At 49.6% G+C, this 15210-nt stretch carries 19 protein-coding genes; 4 read left to right on the top strand and 15 right to left on the bottom strand.

Annotation, left to right across the window (positions count from 1 at the left end; genetic code table 11):
* Positions 1–10: 10 nt before the first annotated feature.
* The 3 genes from cas5c to KNP76_RS11380 form a co-directional block, all read right to left on the bottom strand.
* Positions 11–709 (bottom strand): type I-C CRISPR-associated protein Cas5c, encoded by a 699-nt coding sequence (gene cas5c, locus KNP76_RS11390; RefSeq protein WP_214844601.1) that lies wholly within the window; start codon positions 707–709, stop codon positions 11–13.
* 15 nt (positions 710–724) lie between these two features.
* A complete protein-coding gene (cas3, locus tag KNP76_RS11385; protein ID WP_214844600.1) occupies positions 725–3073 on the bottom strand; it encodes a CRISPR-associated helicase Cas3' in 2349 nt (782 codons plus the stop codon).
* A 135-nt stretch (positions 3074–3208) separates the two neighbouring features.
* Positions 3209–3853: a plasmid pRiA4b ORF-3 family protein gene (locus tag KNP76_RS11380; RefSeq protein WP_214844599.1), complete on the bottom strand. Its 645-nt coding sequence runs from the start codon at positions 3851–3853 to the stop codon at positions 3209–3211.
* A 261-nt stretch (positions 3854–4114) separates the two neighbouring features.
* Between KNP76_RS11380 and KNP76_RS11375 the strand changes: the two genes are divergently transcribed.
* Positions 4115–4732: a glucosaminidase domain-containing protein gene (locus KNP76_RS11375; RefSeq protein WP_251137456.1), complete on the top strand. Its 618-nt coding sequence runs from the start codon at positions 4115–4117 to the stop codon at positions 4730–4732.
* Positions 4733–4900: 168 nt separating this feature from the next.
* Complete coding sequence (locus KNP76_RS11370; RefSeq protein ID WP_214844597.1) at positions 4901–5443, top strand: GNAT family N-acetyltransferase; 543 nt, start codon at positions 4901–4903, stop codon at positions 5441–5443.
* Positions 5444–5465: 22 nt separating this feature from the next.
* Here the strand turns inward: KNP76_RS11370 and KNP76_RS11365 are convergent, their stop codons facing one another.
* Both KNP76_RS11365 and KNP76_RS11360 read right to left on the bottom strand, forming a co-directional pair.
* Positions 5466–6479 carry an ABC transporter permease gene (locus KNP76_RS11365; protein WP_214844596.1) on the bottom strand — a complete coding sequence of 338 codons (1014 nt, stop codon included), beginning with the start codon at positions 6477–6479 and terminating at the stop codon, positions 5466–5468.
* Positions 6472–7200: an ABC transporter ATP-binding protein gene (locus KNP76_RS11360; protein WP_214844595.1), complete on the bottom strand. Its 729-nt coding sequence runs from the start codon at positions 7198–7200 to the stop codon at positions 6472–6474. The genes KNP76_RS11365 and KNP76_RS11360 overlap by 8 nt, the downstream gene beginning before the upstream one ends.
* 270 nt (positions 7201–7470) lie before the next feature.
* Between KNP76_RS11360 and KNP76_RS11355 the strand changes: the two genes are divergently transcribed.
* On the top strand, positions 7471–8973 hold the full coding sequence (locus KNP76_RS11355; RefSeq protein ID WP_214844594.1) for a phytoene desaturase family protein: 1503 nt from the start codon (positions 7471–7473) through the stop codon (positions 8971–8973).
* Positions 8974–9220: 247 nt separating this feature from the next.
* On the opposite strand, the gene KNP76_RS11350 is transcribed toward KNP76_RS11355, so the two are convergent.
* The 10 genes from KNP76_RS11350 to KNP76_RS11305 form a co-directional block, all read right to left on the bottom strand.
* On the bottom strand, positions 9221–9610 hold the full coding sequence (locus KNP76_RS11350; protein ID WP_214844593.1) for a hypothetical protein: 390 nt from the start codon (positions 9608–9610) through the stop codon (positions 9221–9223).
* A 15-nt stretch (positions 9611–9625) separates the two neighbouring features.
* Positions 9626–10111 carry a hypothetical protein gene (locus KNP76_RS11345; protein WP_214844592.1) on the bottom strand — a complete coding sequence of 162 codons (486 nt, stop codon included), beginning with the start codon at positions 10109–10111 and terminating at the stop codon, positions 9626–9628.
* A gap of 15 nt (positions 10112–10126) precedes the next feature.
* The gene (locus tag KNP76_RS11340; protein ID WP_214844591.1) at positions 10127–10606 is read right to left on the bottom strand and encodes a hypothetical protein; all 480 of its coding nucleotides are present in this window, start codon (positions 10604–10606) and stop codon (positions 10127–10129) included.
* 58 nt (positions 10607–10664) lie between these two features.
* Positions 10665–11459, bottom strand: coding sequence for an SMI1/KNR4 family protein (locus KNP76_RS11335; RefSeq protein WP_214844590.1), 795 nt, complete (start codon positions 11457–11459; stop codon positions 10665–10667).
* A complete protein-coding gene (locus tag KNP76_RS11330) occupies positions 11456–11941 on the bottom strand; it encodes a hypothetical protein (protein ID WP_214844589.1) in 486 nt (161 codons plus the stop codon). Before KNP76_RS11330 ends, KNP76_RS11335 begins: the two co-directional genes overlap by 4 nt.
* Positions 11938–12426: a hypothetical protein gene (locus KNP76_RS11325; RefSeq protein ID WP_214844588.1), complete on the bottom strand. Its 489-nt coding sequence runs from the start codon at positions 12424–12426 to the stop codon at positions 11938–11940. The genes KNP76_RS11330 and KNP76_RS11325 overlap by 4 nt, the downstream gene beginning before the upstream one ends.
* A gap of 284 nt (positions 12427–12710) precedes the next feature.
* The gene (locus KNP76_RS11320) at positions 12711–13184 is read right to left on the bottom strand and encodes a DMT family transporter (protein ID WP_214844587.1); all 474 of its coding nucleotides are present in this window, start codon (positions 13182–13184) and stop codon (positions 12711–12713) included.
* A 12-nt stretch (positions 13185–13196) separates the two neighbouring features.
* Positions 13197–13874, bottom strand: a complete 678-nt coding sequence (locus KNP76_RS11315; protein WP_214844586.1) for a Crp/Fnr family transcriptional regulator — start codon at positions 13872–13874, stop codon at positions 13197–13199.
* Positions 13868–14293, bottom strand: a complete 426-nt coding sequence (locus KNP76_RS11310; RefSeq protein WP_214844585.1) for a DMT family transporter — start codon at positions 14291–14293, stop codon at positions 13868–13870. Before KNP76_RS11310 ends, KNP76_RS11315 begins: the two co-directional genes overlap by 7 nt.
* A gap of 94 nt (positions 14294–14387) precedes the next feature.
* A complete protein-coding gene (locus KNP76_RS11305; protein WP_214844584.1) occupies positions 14388–14870 on the bottom strand; it encodes a hypothetical protein in 483 nt (160 codons plus the stop codon).
* Between the two features lie 143 nt (positions 14871–15013).
* Between KNP76_RS11305 and KNP76_RS11300 the strand changes: the two genes are divergently transcribed.
* Positions 15014–15210: hypothetical protein (locus tag KNP76_RS11300; RefSeq protein ID WP_214844583.1), on the top strand; the 197-nt coding region annotated here is incomplete at its 3' end.

The following is a 15210-nucleotide window of genomic DNA, read 5'->3' as shown; positions in this document are numbered from 1 at the left end:
CCATCACCTCCTATAGTTGATCATGCAACGATTCTACTGACTCAATCGAACTTTCTGTAAATAGTTTGGCATGCATCTTTTTGATGGGTTGGACAAGCGAACAGTCTTCTGGTCTTGTGAACGCGATCACACCATTTTGCATCACTGGATGCCACAAACGAACAGCAAGTTCATTAACCCCTGTCTCGTCGGCATAATTGAAACCGTGAACCATCGTTCCGAAATGAAGATCTACTCCATCGTAAAAACCTTCCCCTTCATCAAATTCAATGGGCTCTACATACGCTTGGCATTCTCTTGCCCCTAGGAAAATATCTCTTCGACCACCCGCTTCCAGCGAACGTTTCAGAATGGCATAATGCTTTCCTTCATTTCGATCAAACGCTAAATCAGGACGGTGTGGATTGAATTCGAAATGCGCTCGAACGTGATAGCACACGTCCCGCAAATATGTGTAGTGCGCTAGAGAATTCCCACCACTATACTCAATTGGCCGCATCCCCTTCGATTCCATTTTAATCGGCTTTATAATCCGAATCGCATCGACAACCATGACAATCGTCGGCTTCCAGTAAATTGATTCGACAATCCCTTTGATGGCCTGATACGTAGGAATTTGATACGACATTTTCTCGCCACCTAGTTTAGTTAATGGATCCGTAAACAAGGCGTAATCTCCATACACTTTAAACTCAATCGAATTTCGCATAATTCTCTCCTTTCATCACATGAATAAACTTTGCATCTCCGAATCTTGAGAAAGATTTAGCCCGTACTGTTCATCGTATGCCGATGGTTGAAGCACGAGCAAACGACCATCTAGCAAAGAAACAATCCCCCCATTTTGCTCAAGTGCTTGTCGTTCATTACTATAAATGCTGATCGTGTATTGCTGAGACTCCGTCAACCATTTCCGCGCATCTTCCCAATTGATGTCGCCATTCAAGAGTGCAATCAATTCTTCTCCCTTATCTCCATAAGGAACGAGCACGTCGTCCGTTTTCTGATCGATTACATGAAAGTTGTCAGCAACCGTCCGATGACGAGCGACCAACAGGAGTGGAGTATCACTCGCTTGATGTTGATTTGCAACTCCTTTAAACAGCATAGGCGCGAGCGTTTCAGCAGTCGGTCCATTAATCGGGTAGTCTAAGTCAGCTTCACGGAGTTGATAAAACTCTTGGAAATATCGTTGCATCGCAAGCCGGGATAGCAACTCTCCACCATAAGCGTTCGAATCTCGCTCCAAATCGACAACCAATCGTTTAACAAGCTCCTGTCCTTTTGCAATGTCCGTTAATTTGGAGACACTTTCCTCAACGTGATTGATTAAGTAAACCGTTCGCCGTTCTACCTCACCATGTCGATTGCAACGTCCGGCTGCCTGCGCGATTGAATCGAGTCCTGCGAACGAGCGAATGACACATTGGAAACTCACATCGACTCCCGCTTCTATCAGTTGGGTGCTTACACAAATCACTCTCTTACCGGCATCAAGTCGTCCATTGATTTTTTCTAATATGCACTTTCGATGAGCAGCGCACATCGATGTACTTAAGTGATAAACTTCATCTTCGGAAAACGATGATTTCAATGATTCGTATAGCCTACGGACGACTGTTTTTGTGTTTAAAATGATTAGAACGCTTTGATTGGTAACGCTCTGATTTTGCACGAATAAATCAAGTCGTTCCGTATTAAAGTCTTCGGAGACAACTTCAATATTAGTCCGTTTAAACGCTTCAATGACGGTCGGTAACTCTTGAATCATTTCTCCATCACTCGTTAACCGATGTTTAACAAAATCTAGTGCGGGTTGCGTAGCCGTACATAGAATCACACTTGAACTTAGTCCGTCTTTTAAGAAATTCAACGATTCATTGAATAGCGATACGCATTTGGTAGGAACTTTTTGCACTTCATCAAAAATGACGACCGCTTCACTTAAATGATGAAGACGACGTGTATTACGATTGCCCTTCGCATAGAACGTATTCAAATATTGAACCATTGTCGTAAAGATAATGGGGGCGTCCCAATTGTCTTTTGCTAAATTCAATTTCGCCTGTAAACTCATTTCATCTTCCGAGGCATCATCTAATCGAATGACATTAGAGTGGTGTTCGACGATTTCTTCAGTGTTTAATACTGCTCTCGCCACTTGAGCATTTTGCTCAATAATTGTCGTAAAAGGTACAACATAAATAATTCTTTTTTTCTGATGATGAGAAGCGTGGTGTAAAGCATAGCGTAGGCTTGCCAGCGTTTTGCCCCCACCTGTCGGAATCGAAAGTGTATAAACCCCGCTCGGTCGTTCAGCGTACTTCATGCACTGCTCAGACATTTGCTGCCGAAGAACGTTTATCGGGGAAATAGTTGAACAATCGCTTTTCAAAGAGGACAAATGTTGCTCTAGGTTTTCTTTTAACATCTGTAGATCAACAGCTAAACTGGAGTCGACTCCCTTTTCTTCAAACTGTCTTGTATTCGTTCGATCTGAATCGATCAAAATGCTGAAGACTAACTTTGTAAGAAAAGTGGAGTTTACTAGCGTCTGTCCGATTCGCTCCAAATAACTCATCAATTGTTGAGAAGCTGCCTCCACATAATTTATGAAGTCTGGTTCTGATATCACTTCATCAAAGAATCGCTTTTTACATACCTCGTATTCATTCAATACTTTTAATTCAACTCGTTGTAGAAAGGGTGAGTCCTCACCTTGAATGTAATTATGGAGATTTCCATGATGTGATATGATCGCGTTGCTCACGATTTCTCCCAATAACTGGTCCGGCATTTTTCTTTTTAATGTCTCGAACAATAGACGCCCGCCTGCTGTAGCATGATCCACTTCGCCTCGTCTAACCTTTTCTCCAGACACGGCTCGACGGATGTAATGTTGGAACGCATCACTGTACTTGCCCATATCGTGTAGCAAGGCTGCAAGACCACAAACTTTCGAGATGCCAAGAGATTCTCCCCATCTCTCAGCTAAAAATTTCGTATCCAATAAATGCCGGTGAACGGATTGAATTTCTCCATCTCCAGCGCGTACATGAGCAATGTATTCCACGATTCTCTTCCTCCCTAAGCCCTAAAAACATTCCACTAAACAGGTGTTTATACCTTTATTTTATTACACTATTTTACTTTTGGTGGTTAAATTTTCTTTTAGGGTTCAAATAAAAAAAGCGACATTCGCCGCTTTTCATTTCACTCGCTTCACTGTCACAAACTCTTGCAACATGAAATTGATTTTATCCAATTGATAAGGTTTCACGTCTTTGGATGCTGCTACATACTCTTCATATTGTGGATGGTTCGGATTTTTTAAGATGTCGTGAATCATCTGATTTCCTTCCATTCCGCCGACGTCTTCGAACGGCGTCTCTCCTTCCCATTCCGTCACCGTCGGATACGGGAGTGGATAGTCGTCGATGACTTTCTCGAGCGTCAGTTCATGTCTCCAATCATCCCCGTAGTCATACGTGTAGTAAAGGGTCGGATGCGACTCGATGACGGTCGGCAACTTCACGTTTTTCATATCTCGAACGGAGACGTGCTTGTAAAGCTCATAGATTCCTTTTTCAAATTCGCTTAATTCCGATTTCGATTTATAAAAAGCGAGCTGCGCTTTATGATCTAGCACTTCTTCTGAAAATAAGACGAATCGGAACGTCGGCTTCCGTAAATCATCTTCAAATTTCGCCAAGTGTGCGTCGTCCCACCACATCACGATTTGAATCGCGTCATGGAGCCGTTTGAAGTTCGTCTCGGCCGGGATAATGAAGCGGCGCCAGACCGGCGTCGGGCTGTCAAGCAGTTGAATGTGGAACTGGTACGCTTTAAACATAAAACTAAATCCTCCTTGTTTCGTTTTAGATGTTTTGCTTTGATGTCACTTGAGCATCGCCTCTTCCCTTTATTTACGTCATTCTTTCTTTTCAAAAATAACTGAGTAGGAAGAAATACACCAGACAAACAACGAAAATCGTCTTGAAATCAAAAACTCAAATTTGGGTTATTTTCCCTCTTAATCAAATTGAAATAATTTCGAAGGTGAATATATGGTATTATTTTCATAGTTTGTTCAATCGTTTAGGAGGAATGGATGATGAAAAACTGGCTCGTCACGTGTTTGACCGTCGCGTTACTGTTACTCTCGTCTTTCGTACCACTCTCATCAGCAGAAGCCTCATCAAAGAAAGAGAATCGTGCAATCATGGGTTCTTCCACTGTGACACCTCAACAGATGGCCGATTTCGTGAAACGAAAGAATCCGCATAACGTTCGACTCGAAGGGGTGACGGTCGAGGAGCTGGCGAAGCTATTCATCATCATCGGGGCGAAAGAAGGTGTCCGCGGTGATGTCGCGTTCGCACAGGCGTTGAAAGAGACTGGCTACTTCAGCTATAAGGGCGATGTTCTGCCGAGACAACATAACTACTCAGGCATCGGCACGGTCGGCAAAGGGGTGAAAGGCCATTTCTTCCGGTCTCCACACCAAGGGGTGACGGCCCAAATTCAACATCTGAAGGCGTACGCCTCCAAGGACGACTTGAACATGACACGTGTCGACCCACGCTTCCATTATGTGAAACGAGGATCGGCGACGACGTGGCCGGCGCTCCATCGTAAATGGGCGATGCAGCCAAAAGGCAACTACGGCACCGAAATCTTATCCATCTATCGGGAGATGGAACGGACACAGCTTCGCGTCGCCAAAAAATGACAGGACATATAGGGGTGAAAGATAGTGACTTGCAATCAAGTACGATTGTTTAGCGGACTCGCGCTTCTCGTGGCGGGCGTCGCTCTACTTCTCAAACGTTAAGCATCCGGGCATCTGCTCAGATGCTTTTTTAGCACAATCGATGAACATAAAGGAGATTTTGTTTAGATGCAACCACACACCTACATCTGCAATGGTCGACAATGTACCATTCGCCTTGCCAAGACTGCCGACGCGAAGCAACTTGAATCGGTCCGTCTCCAGATTGACGGCGAAACTGAATATTTAGACCGTGAACCAGGCGAATCGTATTTAGATGTGCATGTGTTCGAACGATTGATTCATATAGATTGCGATACGGATAATCATGTTTTTCTTGTCGCTGAAGTTGATCACCAAGTCGTCGGATTTGCCCGCTGTGAAGGCACCTCATTGAAACGGAAAGCTCATGTCGTCGAGTTCGGCGTCGGGGTTCTACAAGCTTATTGGGGACTCGGTCTCGGTTCGGCACTGTTGCGCGCTTCTATCTATTGGGCTGATGCGAACCATATCTATAAAATTAGCTTGAGCGTCCTCTCAACGAACGAAAAAGCCGTCGCTCTCTATGAGCGTTACGGCTTCGAAGTCGAAGGTAGATTGCGACACGACAAGCGACTTCGTGACGTTCTCTACTACGATACGATTTTAATGGGACGTCTGAACGGGGTTTGAGCATAGCGTTCGAATTCTGTTTTTAATGCCCTCGATACTTCCCGAGTGCACGCATGTTGAGCGAGTAGAGCACGCCCGCATAGATGACGAGTCCAAGTAAATATGGCCAGATTCCGGACAAGCCGCTCCCGTACACCATCACTTCTTTGATGGCGGTCGCCCCGTAAAAAATCGGCATGACGTAACTCAAATTGCCGAGACCATACGGGATGAGATCGAGCGGGATGAGTCCGGAGAAGAACACTTGTGGGATGATTGTGAACGGAATCATCTGGACGACTTGAAGTTCAGAGCGGGCGAACACTGAAATCGTCGCCCCGAACAAGACAGCTGTCCCCGCCATGAGCAGCATCGCCAACATGACCCACGCCATATTGCCGACCGAGGTCAGGCCGAGCACGTAAATCGTATAGAGCACGATGATGACCGACTGCACGACGGCGAACACGCCGTAGCCGATCGTGTAGCCCAAAATGACCTGTCCCCGTTTGAACGGCGTCATGAGGAGACGCTCGAGCGTGCCGCCGCTCCGTTCTTTCACGAGCGCCATCGCCGATAAGATAAAGACGAAGAAGAACGAGAACAGCGACAAGAACACGTAACCGAACGAATCGAACGTCGATTGCCCTTCTTCCCCGTATACATAATTCATCTCGATATCAGCCGCCGGATTCAACGTCGACAGCGCCGTTTGCATCTCTCTTACCGCCTTCGAGGACTTCGTCGACGGTTCCCGGAGTGTGATCGTCGTCCCTGCCTGCGTCGCTTCGAACACCGCATCGACGTCTGGATTGTCTTCCAAGTAGCCGAACGGATTGTCGAACGTATCCAACCGGACATCGAGCGTCTCGGCCTCGAACGCCTCGACGAGTTGCGTTTGTGCGTTCTCATCGAGTACGACGACCGGGACATAATCCGAGTCCCCGAGCAAGAAGTAGACGAGCGTCAAGATGAGGAGCGGCGCAATCAAAATCAAGGCGACGCTCCGCTTGTCGTTCAGCGTCTGAAAGATGACGCGTTTCGCCAAGTTACGCATGACCCGCCCCTCCTTGTCGTCCGGCGATGAGGAACAGTTCCTCGACGCGACCGTTGTCTGTCTGACCTAACAGATGCGGGATCGTGTCATAGGCAATCAAGCGTCCGTTATAAATGAGTGCGGCCCGGTCGCATTCTTGCACTTCATCCATGACATGAGTCGAGACGATGATCGTTGTTCCGGTCGCCCGAATCGTCTGAAACTGATCCCAAATCTGGCGGCGTAAAATTGGGTCGATGCCGACGGTCGGCTCATCTAAAAACAAGACGTCGGGCTGATGCAGGATGGCGATTGCGAGCGAGAGCCGCTTTTTCATCCCGCCCGAGAAATTTCGGACGAGTTTCTTCCGGTCATCCGCCAAATCGACGAGCGTGAGCACTTCTGTGATACGCGTTTGGAGCTTCGTCTTGCCGAGCTTATAAATGGACCCGAAAAACTCGAGGTTCGCCTCACCCGACAAATCGTCGTACAGCCCGTCGTTTTGCGGCATGAAGCCGATCTTGTGGAGCATATCCATGCTCGGCATGACCTTCTCCCCGAGCTGAATCATCCCCTCGTCTGCTTTCAACGCGCCGATCATCAGCCGGATGAGCGTCGTCTTCCCCGAACCGGACGGACCGAGCAGGCAACAAATGTCCCCTGAGTTGATAGTGAAGCCGACGTGGTCGATGGCAATCTGTTTGCCAAATGATTTCGTGACGTCGTGTATATGGATATCCATGGGCCTACTCCTTTTTCACGTCATCCTATATTTCCTAGACAGTGTGTTGAGTTAGCTTTAGTATAGTCTCCCGATTCAGACACAACAATCGCCAATTTTTATACGATTGTTGTAGTTGAACCGTTCGATCAAAGGATGAGACAACGTATTTTGAAGGCGCAATGTGCTGAAATTGAATGTTCAGAAGTGTGCGTGCAGGGAATAGAGGCAATAGTGGCAAATGAATCAATAAGCGTTTCATAAATCATGTCGGAAAGAGGCGGTACGTGTATGCAGAGCGTGAACAAGTCAGTGATTGTCATCGGGGGCGGGCTAGGCGGGATTTCGGCAGCCATCTCGCTCAAACAAAAAGGCTATGACGTGGCTTTATATGAAAAGAACGACCATATCGGAGGGAAAGTGAACCGGCTCGAGCAAGACGGGTTCGGATTCGACCTCGGTCCGTCGATTTTGACGATGCCGCAAATTTTCGAGAAGTTGTTCACCGGGAGCGGCAAACGGATGGAAGACTACGTGCCGATCAAGCGGTTAGACCTCGAATGGCGCTCGTTCTTCCCGGACGGCACAGTGCTCGACCTGTATCATGACCTCGACGTGATGGCGAGCGCGAACCCGTCGCTCTCGAAGAAAGATATCAACGAGTATCGCAAGCTGTTAAACTACGCTAAGCGCATTTATAACACGACAGAGCGCAGTTACTTAAAGGATGGGTTCGAGTCGCCGCTCGAGGCGGTCACGCAAATCGGTCCGATTGCGACGCTCATGGGCTTCGATTTGGCGTCGACGATGTACAGCGCCATCTCGAAACGAATCAGCAACCCGCACCTCCGGACGATGCTGTCGTATTACGTCAAATACGTCGGGTCGTCGCCATATAGCGCCCCTGCCGTCCTCAACATGATGATTTACATGCAGCACGCGCAAGGGTGTTGGTACGTCGAAGGTGGCACACATAAGCTCGCCGAAGGTTTGACAACACTCGCCGAAGAGATCGGCGTCAAGCTAAACACCGGACAAGGCGTCGTTCGGGCCCATACGCTCAACGGGAACATCTCGGCGATCGAGCTCGAGGACGGACGACTCCGCTCTGCCGATTACTACGTCTCGAACATGGAAGTCATCCCATTCTATCAAAAGATGGTTGATGTCGAAGAGGCGTTCGTCGACAAACTCGTCGACAAATACGAACCGGCCAGCTCCGGCTTCGTGCTCCATCTCGGCGTCAAAAAAGAATACCCGGCACTCGCACACCACAACTTCTTCTTCTCAGAAAACTTACAAGAGCAGATGGAGAAGATTTTCGACAGACACGAGTTGCCGGACGACCCGACGATTTATTTGGTGAACGTCAACAAGACCGATGCGACCCAAGCACCGGCGGGACATGAGAACATTAAAATCTTGCCGCACATCCCGTACATTCAAGAAGACCCGTTCACCGAGGCCGATTACGCGGCGTTCGAGGAACGGGTGCTCGATAAGCTCGAACGGATGGGAATGGATGGCCTACGTGACAACATCGTCACGCGGAACGTCTGGACGCCGCACGACATCGAGCGCATGTACGGGTCAGACCGTGGTGCGATTTACGGGACCGTGTCGGACAAAAACCAGAACGGCGGATTCAAGCATAAGAAGAAAAGTGAACTGTATGAGAATCTGTACTTCGTCGGCGGCACGGTCAATCCGGGCAGCGGGATGCCGATGGTCACGCTCAGCGGCCAACAAGTGAGCGATAAGATCGCGAAGCGCGACGGTGTGATGACACGATGACCGAATCATTTTGGGAACGGCATCGCTTCAAGTTTTATACTGCCGGCATGGTCATCTGCGGCTGTTTGATTGGTATGTTTTCATAAGAAACCCAGCCTCTGACGAATCAGAGGCTGGGTTCTATTTTTCCATCCAACGGTAGACGACCATGAAGCCAATCCATGCCGCACAAAACGGTAGGACGAAATTGATCAGTTGCCACATACTATCTGTTAATTGCATCGCTTCGCATCTACTTTCGTCTTACTCATTCTTCTAACTGAAGGAGATCACGGACTTCTTCGGCATCGGTTGGATTCATCTCAAACACGTCTTCTCCAGCGAGCCCTCTCGTGAACTGCATCGTTCCCGCTTCGTCCTCCCAAATGTTCACCATCAATTCCATCGTCGACTCCGCCGGGTTGTTGATCGTCACGACGTAGTCGGGTAACCCTTCCATCTCAACCTCAATCGCAGGACTCGCTTCCACAATCTCGATGAAGCGGTTAATGTCGGCTTCGTCTTGAACCGACGTCTCTGAGAAGACGACCGTCTCTTCATTTTTGTACGTGCCGACGACGAGCTCTCGTCCTTGTTCGCCACATGCGGCGAGCAGGAGGAGCGGAGCGAATAAGCAAGCGAGCAGTGTCCGGTTCATCCATCTTCCTCCTTGTCAGTTAAGCCGATTTTTCGTTGCTTCCCGATGTGCCATCCGGAGCTCGTGATTGTTCACATGGTTCGGATCGATCAGTTCGAGCTTCCGGTTCACCCACACCGACAAAACAATGAACGGGATGAACAGGGCGAGCAACATGACCGCAAACACGACGAGCGACCCTTCGATCGACCAGGCGATGGCAATAAACAGACCGAGCAGGATGACGTTCGCGAGCACGATCCCAAATTCGAGACGGACGTATTTTTGATAGCGCGCCTCGTCATTGAACGTCTTGAGCAGTTTCATCCGGTGCCACGCTCGATATAGGCTCGGCAACTGGGTCGCCATGATGATGACGGCGAACGTCGCGAGCGAGATTTCTTGCGTGAAGATAAAGAAAAAGGCGATCCCTAAAATCATGAACGTGAGCAAGAGCGCCGTTTTGTTCACGTTGCGGTCGTTCTCGACCATTTGTTTGATGCGTTGTTCTTTTTCAACCATATTGATTTCCCCCCATCATGATGTCTTTCGTTTTTGACGCTCGAGTTGCGCCTTGCTGAGCTCTGTCCCGGTTACATGATCTGGGTCAATCGTTTTCAACTCGCGGTCGATGCGATAGCCGAGCACGATGAACGTGATCAAGCCGACTAACACGACGATGATGAACGTGAGTAACGTGATCCACCCGAGGATCGAGCTCGTGATCAACAACAAGAGGAAGACAAGGTTCCCGACGGCCAATCCAAACTCGGAACGTACCTTTTCTTGATAGCGGGTATCGTCATTGAACGTGAGGAGCAATTTCATCCGATGCCAACTCTTATAGAGTATCGGAAACTGTCCGACTAAGATGATAGGCAACAATAAAAGAACATCCGTCGTCATAAAATAGATGATGAACAGCGCGATGAATCCGAATGTCGGATACAGCGTTTGTTTTTGTCGTTTGCGGTCGTTCTCAATCATGCGTTCTAGTCTTACCGTGTGGTCAATCATCCAATCCTCCTAGCTAAATCTCATTTCCTTCTTTTACGAATCAGTCGTGCGAAAGGTTTCACTCAAACGGAATATCATTCTCGACGATGTACTTCGTTTCCTCGTAACTTTGTTTACTGAACGGGTCGTCGTTCTGTCGAAGTGCCTCCAAGAAGGCGTCGATCGACGCGTCATCTTCAATCTTCCGCATGAGAATCAAATGTTGCATCGTACAGATTGCCGTGACCCGGAGCGTCTCATCATTCATCCATGTCAGCAGTTCCGTGACGAGCTCGTCTGCACCAAGCATGTCGACTCCGTTCGCCCACGTGTTCGCCCCCTTCGCTTTCTCACTCTTATCGGTGCTGTACAGTTGTCGTCGCGCATAATCGATAAACGCCTCTCCGTCGGCGAGTCCCGTGAACGGCTCGAACTCGACCGTCGTGAGCGCTTCCGTGAATTGGCGGAACGAGTCGAACAAGACGTCAATCTTTTCCGTGTCCGTGTCGATATACGCAATCTTTGGCGTCGCACTCTCGCGATAGTCGAACGCGAGGAAGAAGTGTCCATCGCCCGCGAAGGCGATCAATCGCTCATCCTCGACGCCCCACTCGGTCAATAGCGCCTTCGATTGGATCAAGCCGTCCGACAGACCGACGCCGGCAATCGAATCGACGAGGGCGATGTCGTCTTGTCCGTTCCACACAATCGGCAAGTCACGTGGCTCGACTCCACCACCGTTTTGGATGCGAATCGCTTCAAGATAATCATCTGGGAGTTTCACCCCAAGGCGCGCCTCGACTTCTTTCAATACATCTTCTGTTAACTCGGGTAACCGATTCGGGTCGTCCGGGTCTTGTCTCCATATATTCATCGTTTCCCTACTTTCATTAGTCTTCTCTGCTTCCGTAGTTCTTGATATGTGACATGCTCTGAGTCGACTTCTTTTAAACGACGGTCCACCCACGCTGACATATATACGAATGGCAAAATAATCAACGTACCGAGCCAAGAATAGGCGATGTTCTGATTTACTTGCATGACACCGCCCCAAACAAATAGAGAGAGTGCAACGACTGTTAGCAGCACTCCTACTCCTTCGATTTGAACATAACGTCGATACGTTTTATTCGAATTGAAACGAAACAACAGTCTCATCCGTGCCCAACCCCAGAACAACAGTCCTGCATGAATCATTAAAAAGATTGTGAACAACAGAACGCTCGTCCACATCCCGACCGCATATAAAAGATACCCTGTGATTAAGACAAGAATGAAGATAAGCAGGCCTGAACAAATTGCAACGTTCTCTAGCCTCGTCATCTTCTCCATGCGAGCTTGGTGTGAGACTCTCATTCTTCTTCCCAATGCCGTTTCATCCGCTCCCGTTTCGTCAATCCGAGCAAACTGTCGACGACGTGCTCGTCATCGATTTGAAGCAGGCGCCGGTCCACCACCATCTCGATAAACAAATAGCCGATCGCCAAGCTCACTATAGTCCCTGTGAACAACGATAACGGGACGAACCCTGATGCAAAGAGCGACATCATCCCCATCATGCCAAACAGTAAGACGAAATTCAAAAGCCCTTTAAAGCGAATCCAGCGCCGATAGCGTTGATCCTCATTGAACGTCAATAGCGTCCGTGTCTTCCGCCAAGCCACGAAACCGAGCGGCAACGCGACGACGAAAAAGAAGACGAATGCGGCGATCTGTTCATATGCGCCTCCCGTGAAAAGCCATAATCCGCCTGCGAGTCCGATTAAGAATGTGCCGATTAACATCACGATTCCCGTTCGGTTTCGTACGTATAATTGTTCGACTCGTTCTTCACGTGTCATTTTTTCATTCCCCCTGAAACCAAATGCTTGCGAGTTGCGTACATAAGAATAGCATACCAATAATTAGGAGGCTTTCATATGGATATCCTCATCTTAATCGCTTTACTCGGTGCCGTCGTGTTCATCCTCTTCAGCTGGAAACCGCATCACCGCTCCCCTTTCGAGCATCGTTCGACGTTTTATCCGAGAGAGTCGCAAACGACAACATGCCCGCATTGCCAAACCTCCGTCAGAAGGCAGGAACACGGGCAGACTTGTCATAGTTGCGGTAAGTCATTTTAACGTCATCCGACGCGTCGGACACGCTCGTTCAATACTTTTTCTTTCCCGCTCAATTGAAACAGCAATACTCCGCCGACAATCAAGACGATGCCGACGACCGTCTTCCACGTGAACGGAATCGCCTCGAGCCCGAACAAGCCGAGTGTGTCCCAGAGGAGCGCGAACAGGATTTGTGACACCATGACGATGGAGATGGCGTAACTCGGGCCGAGCCGCTCGACGCTTTGTGTCACGCTCATGACGACACCGACCCCGATGATGCCACTGAACCAATACCACGTCTCCATTCCGGTGACGGCAAACAAGGCCGTCCCGTCACTGATTAGTCCCGCCACGAGCGAGGCGAGAAAGCCAAGCCCGAGAACGAGCGTCGTCGTGGCCCAAGCCCCGACACGTCGCTTCACGTTCGCATTGAACGTATTTTGGATACAGACGAGCATCCCGCCGAACACGGCAAGCATCATCCCGATGGCCATACGTTTCCCTCCTCACTCATAAATACTCTCTCCCGCCATATCAATTAGACGATTCCGATCGACGACCGTGATCGACCGTCTGTCCCGTTCAATTAACCCGTCCTCGACGAAGCGTTTGAGTGTCCGATTGACGTGCCGATAGCTCGTCCCAATCAAATCGGCGATGTCGGTCAACTCATCGACCGTCGAGCCAAGTGTCGTCGTCTCGGGCGTCATCGACAACAAATAACTCGCGAGCCGGACGTCGACCGGATAAAACAAGTTGAAGCTCATCGATTGCGACTTTCGCTCGAACTTGCGGGTGATCTCCGCTAATAAGTAGTTGAGCCAAATGACGTCTTCAGTCGCGTGACGCGCCAGCGCCTCGAACGAAATGACGAGCATCTCGACGGTCGTCACCGCCTCGACCGTGTTCAAATAAGGAGTCCGCTGCACATATTCGATGTCCCCAATCAAGTCGAGCGGTTGCTTGAACGACAAGACGAGCCGCTTCCCCGCAGCCGACGTGTGAGAGACGCGAATCTTCCCGTTGACGAGAAAGCGGAGTGCATGGGCTGCGTCACCTTGCGTACAAATCGTCGCCCCCGGTGCGTAACGGACGAGCGCCAAATCCGGCCACGCCGCACGCGGCAACACCTCGTCGAGCCCGACTTGGCTCATGTAGCGTTCCACTTGCTCGTTCCCTACCATTTCAACAACACCACCCCGGCAACCATCATCGCCACACCGACAAGTTGCGTGACGTTCAAGCGACGCCGCACCATCCCGAACCAGCCTCGTCCGTCAATGACGAGGGCGAGGGCAAGCTGGGCGATTAAAAACAACGAAATCGTGAGCGTGACGCCGAGCGTATGCACGGCCGTCATGTTGCTGAACAAGATGAGCGCCGCGAAGGCTCCGCCTGACAGATAGAGTGGCTTCACATGTCGCATCTCGCGATAAGTCCGGTCGCGGACGAGGAGCATGATGAGGAGCGCCACGATAAAACCGGTCAGCTGGGTGAGCGTCGCCGCCTGCCACGTGCCGATTGCAGAACTGATATTGGCATTGGCCACACTTTGTAAGGTCAAAAAGAATCCACCGCTGATGGCGAACAAGACACCGCGCATCTCCATCTCCTCCTTTTTTTCTTTAGTTAACAATAATGGACAGCTTCGATAAAGGACAGATGTCCTGAACCATGAAAAAAAAGGCCATGACGAATCATAGACCTGCGCGATATGCTTCCAATCGCTCTTCTTTCGCGACCGACAGTTGCTTATTCGTGACGTGTGCCGGGTCAATCTGACGGATGCGTCGCTGCAAGAAACGCGAGACCCCGAACGTCAACGTCGAGACCCCACCGATGATACCAAGCAGCCATGGCAGCGACAGGCTTTCCGCGAGATAGCCAATCACAAGGCCGAGATACACAACAAACTGAAGCCAGAGGGAGGCAAACTCGAAATAGATGAGCCGACTGTATCGTCGATCCTCATTGAACGTCAGTAACAGTTTCGTCTTCCGCCACTCCAAGCAGAGGTACGGGAAAAAGAGGACGAGCGTACTGAATGGCACCCATCTCGGGGAAGCGCCACTCACAATAATCGTCACGACGATCCCGACAAACCAAACGCCCCAGCGCCAGCGCCAATGGACGTCGTCTTGCTCCAACAACTGTTTAATTCGTGTTTCTTTCGTTACCATATGTACTCCTCTCGTACGAGCGGTAGAACCGTGAGATGTCGTTTCGTGTCGGCTGATTTGGGTCAACGTGCTCGAGCTGTCGACGTGTCGTGTAATGATGCCACCCTAACATCGCCGAACAGACACCGTAAACCATCCATCCGATGATTGGGACGCCCAAACGACTGAAAATCACCGCCGCTGTGACCCACACCATCCAAAGAGGATACATGCCATACAAGCGCTTTTTGACACTCCCACGATTGAAACCTTGGGATTCTGAAGTGCTTGTGCGAGCGCAGTCCATTTCTGTTTTGCTCAAGCCTTCAGATGAGGGTGTGCCATCACCCCTCCTGAGACA

Source organism: Exiguobacterium sp. s150 (genome assembly GCF_018618435.1).
GTDB lineage: Bacteria > Bacillota > Bacilli > Exiguobacteriales > Exiguobacteriaceae > Exiguobacterium > Exiguobacterium alkaliphilum.
This window is presented reverse-complemented; position numbering and strand designations above follow the sequence as displayed.

Bases quoted from the DNA above. Each gene is read 5' to 3' on its own strand.
- KNP76_RS11335 (WP_214844590.1), bottom strand. From the start codon at position 11,459: ATGAATATATGGAGACAAGACCCGGACGACCCGAATCGGTTACCCGAG.
- KNP76_RS11325 (WP_214844588.1), bottom strand. From the start codon at position 12,426: ATGACACGTGAAGAACGAGTCGAACAATTATACGTACGAAACCGAACG.
- KNP76_RS11340 (WP_214844591.1), bottom strand. From the start codon at position 10,606: ATGATTGACCACACGGTAAGACTAGAACGCATGATTGAGAACGACCGC.
- KNP76_RS11370 (WP_214844597.1), top strand. From the start codon at position 4,901: ATGCAACCACACACCTACATCTGCAATGGTCGACAATGTACCATTCGC.
- KNP76_RS11310 (WP_214844585.1), bottom strand. From the start codon at position 14,293: ATGCGCGGTGTCTTGTTCGCCATCAGCGGTGGATTCTTTTTGACCTTA.
- KNP76_RS11350 (WP_214844593.1), bottom strand. From the start codon at position 9,610: ATGAACCGGACACTGCTCGCTTGCTTATTCGCTCCGCTCCTCCTGCTC.
- KNP76_RS11305 (WP_214844584.1), bottom strand. From the start codon at position 14,870: ATGGTAACGAAAGAAACACGAATTAAACAGTTGTTGGAGCAAGACGAC.
- KNP76_RS11380 (WP_214844599.1), bottom strand. From the start codon at position 3,853: ATGTTTAAAGCGTACCAGTTCCACATTCAACTGCTTGACAGCCCGACG.
- KNP76_RS11345 (WP_214844592.1), bottom strand. From the start codon at position 10,111: ATGGTTGAAAAAGAACAACGCATCAAACAAATGGTCGAGAACGACCGC.
- KNP76_RS11365 (WP_214844596.1), bottom strand. From the start codon at position 6,479: ATGCGTAACTTGGCGAAACGCGTCATCTTTCAGACGCTGAACGACAAG.
- KNP76_RS11315 (WP_214844586.1), bottom strand. From the start codon at position 13,874: ATGGTAGGGAACGAGCAAGTGGAACGCTACATGAGCCAAGTCGGGCTC.
- KNP76_RS11355 (WP_214844594.1), top strand. From the start codon at position 7,471: ATGCAGAGCGTGAACAAGTCAGTGATTGTCATCGGGGGCGGGCTAGGC.
- KNP76_RS11375 (WP_251137456.1), top strand. From the start codon at position 4,115: ATGAAAAACTGGCTCGTCACGTGTTTGACCGTCGCGTTACTGTTACTC.
- KNP76_RS11330 (WP_214844589.1), bottom strand. From the start codon at position 11,941: ATGAGAGTCTCACACCAAGCTCGCATGGAGAAGATGACGAGGCTAGAG.
- KNP76_RS11320 (WP_214844587.1), bottom strand. From the start codon at position 13,184: ATGGCCATCGGGATGATGCTTGCCGTGTTCGGCGGGATGCTCGTCTGT.
- KNP76_RS11360 (WP_214844595.1), bottom strand. From the start codon at position 7,200: ATGGATATCCATATACACGACGTCACGAAATCATTTGGCAAACAGATT.
- cas5c (WP_214844601.1), bottom strand. From the start codon at position 709: ATGCGAAATTCGATTGAGTTTAAAGTGTATGGAGATTACGCCTTGTTT.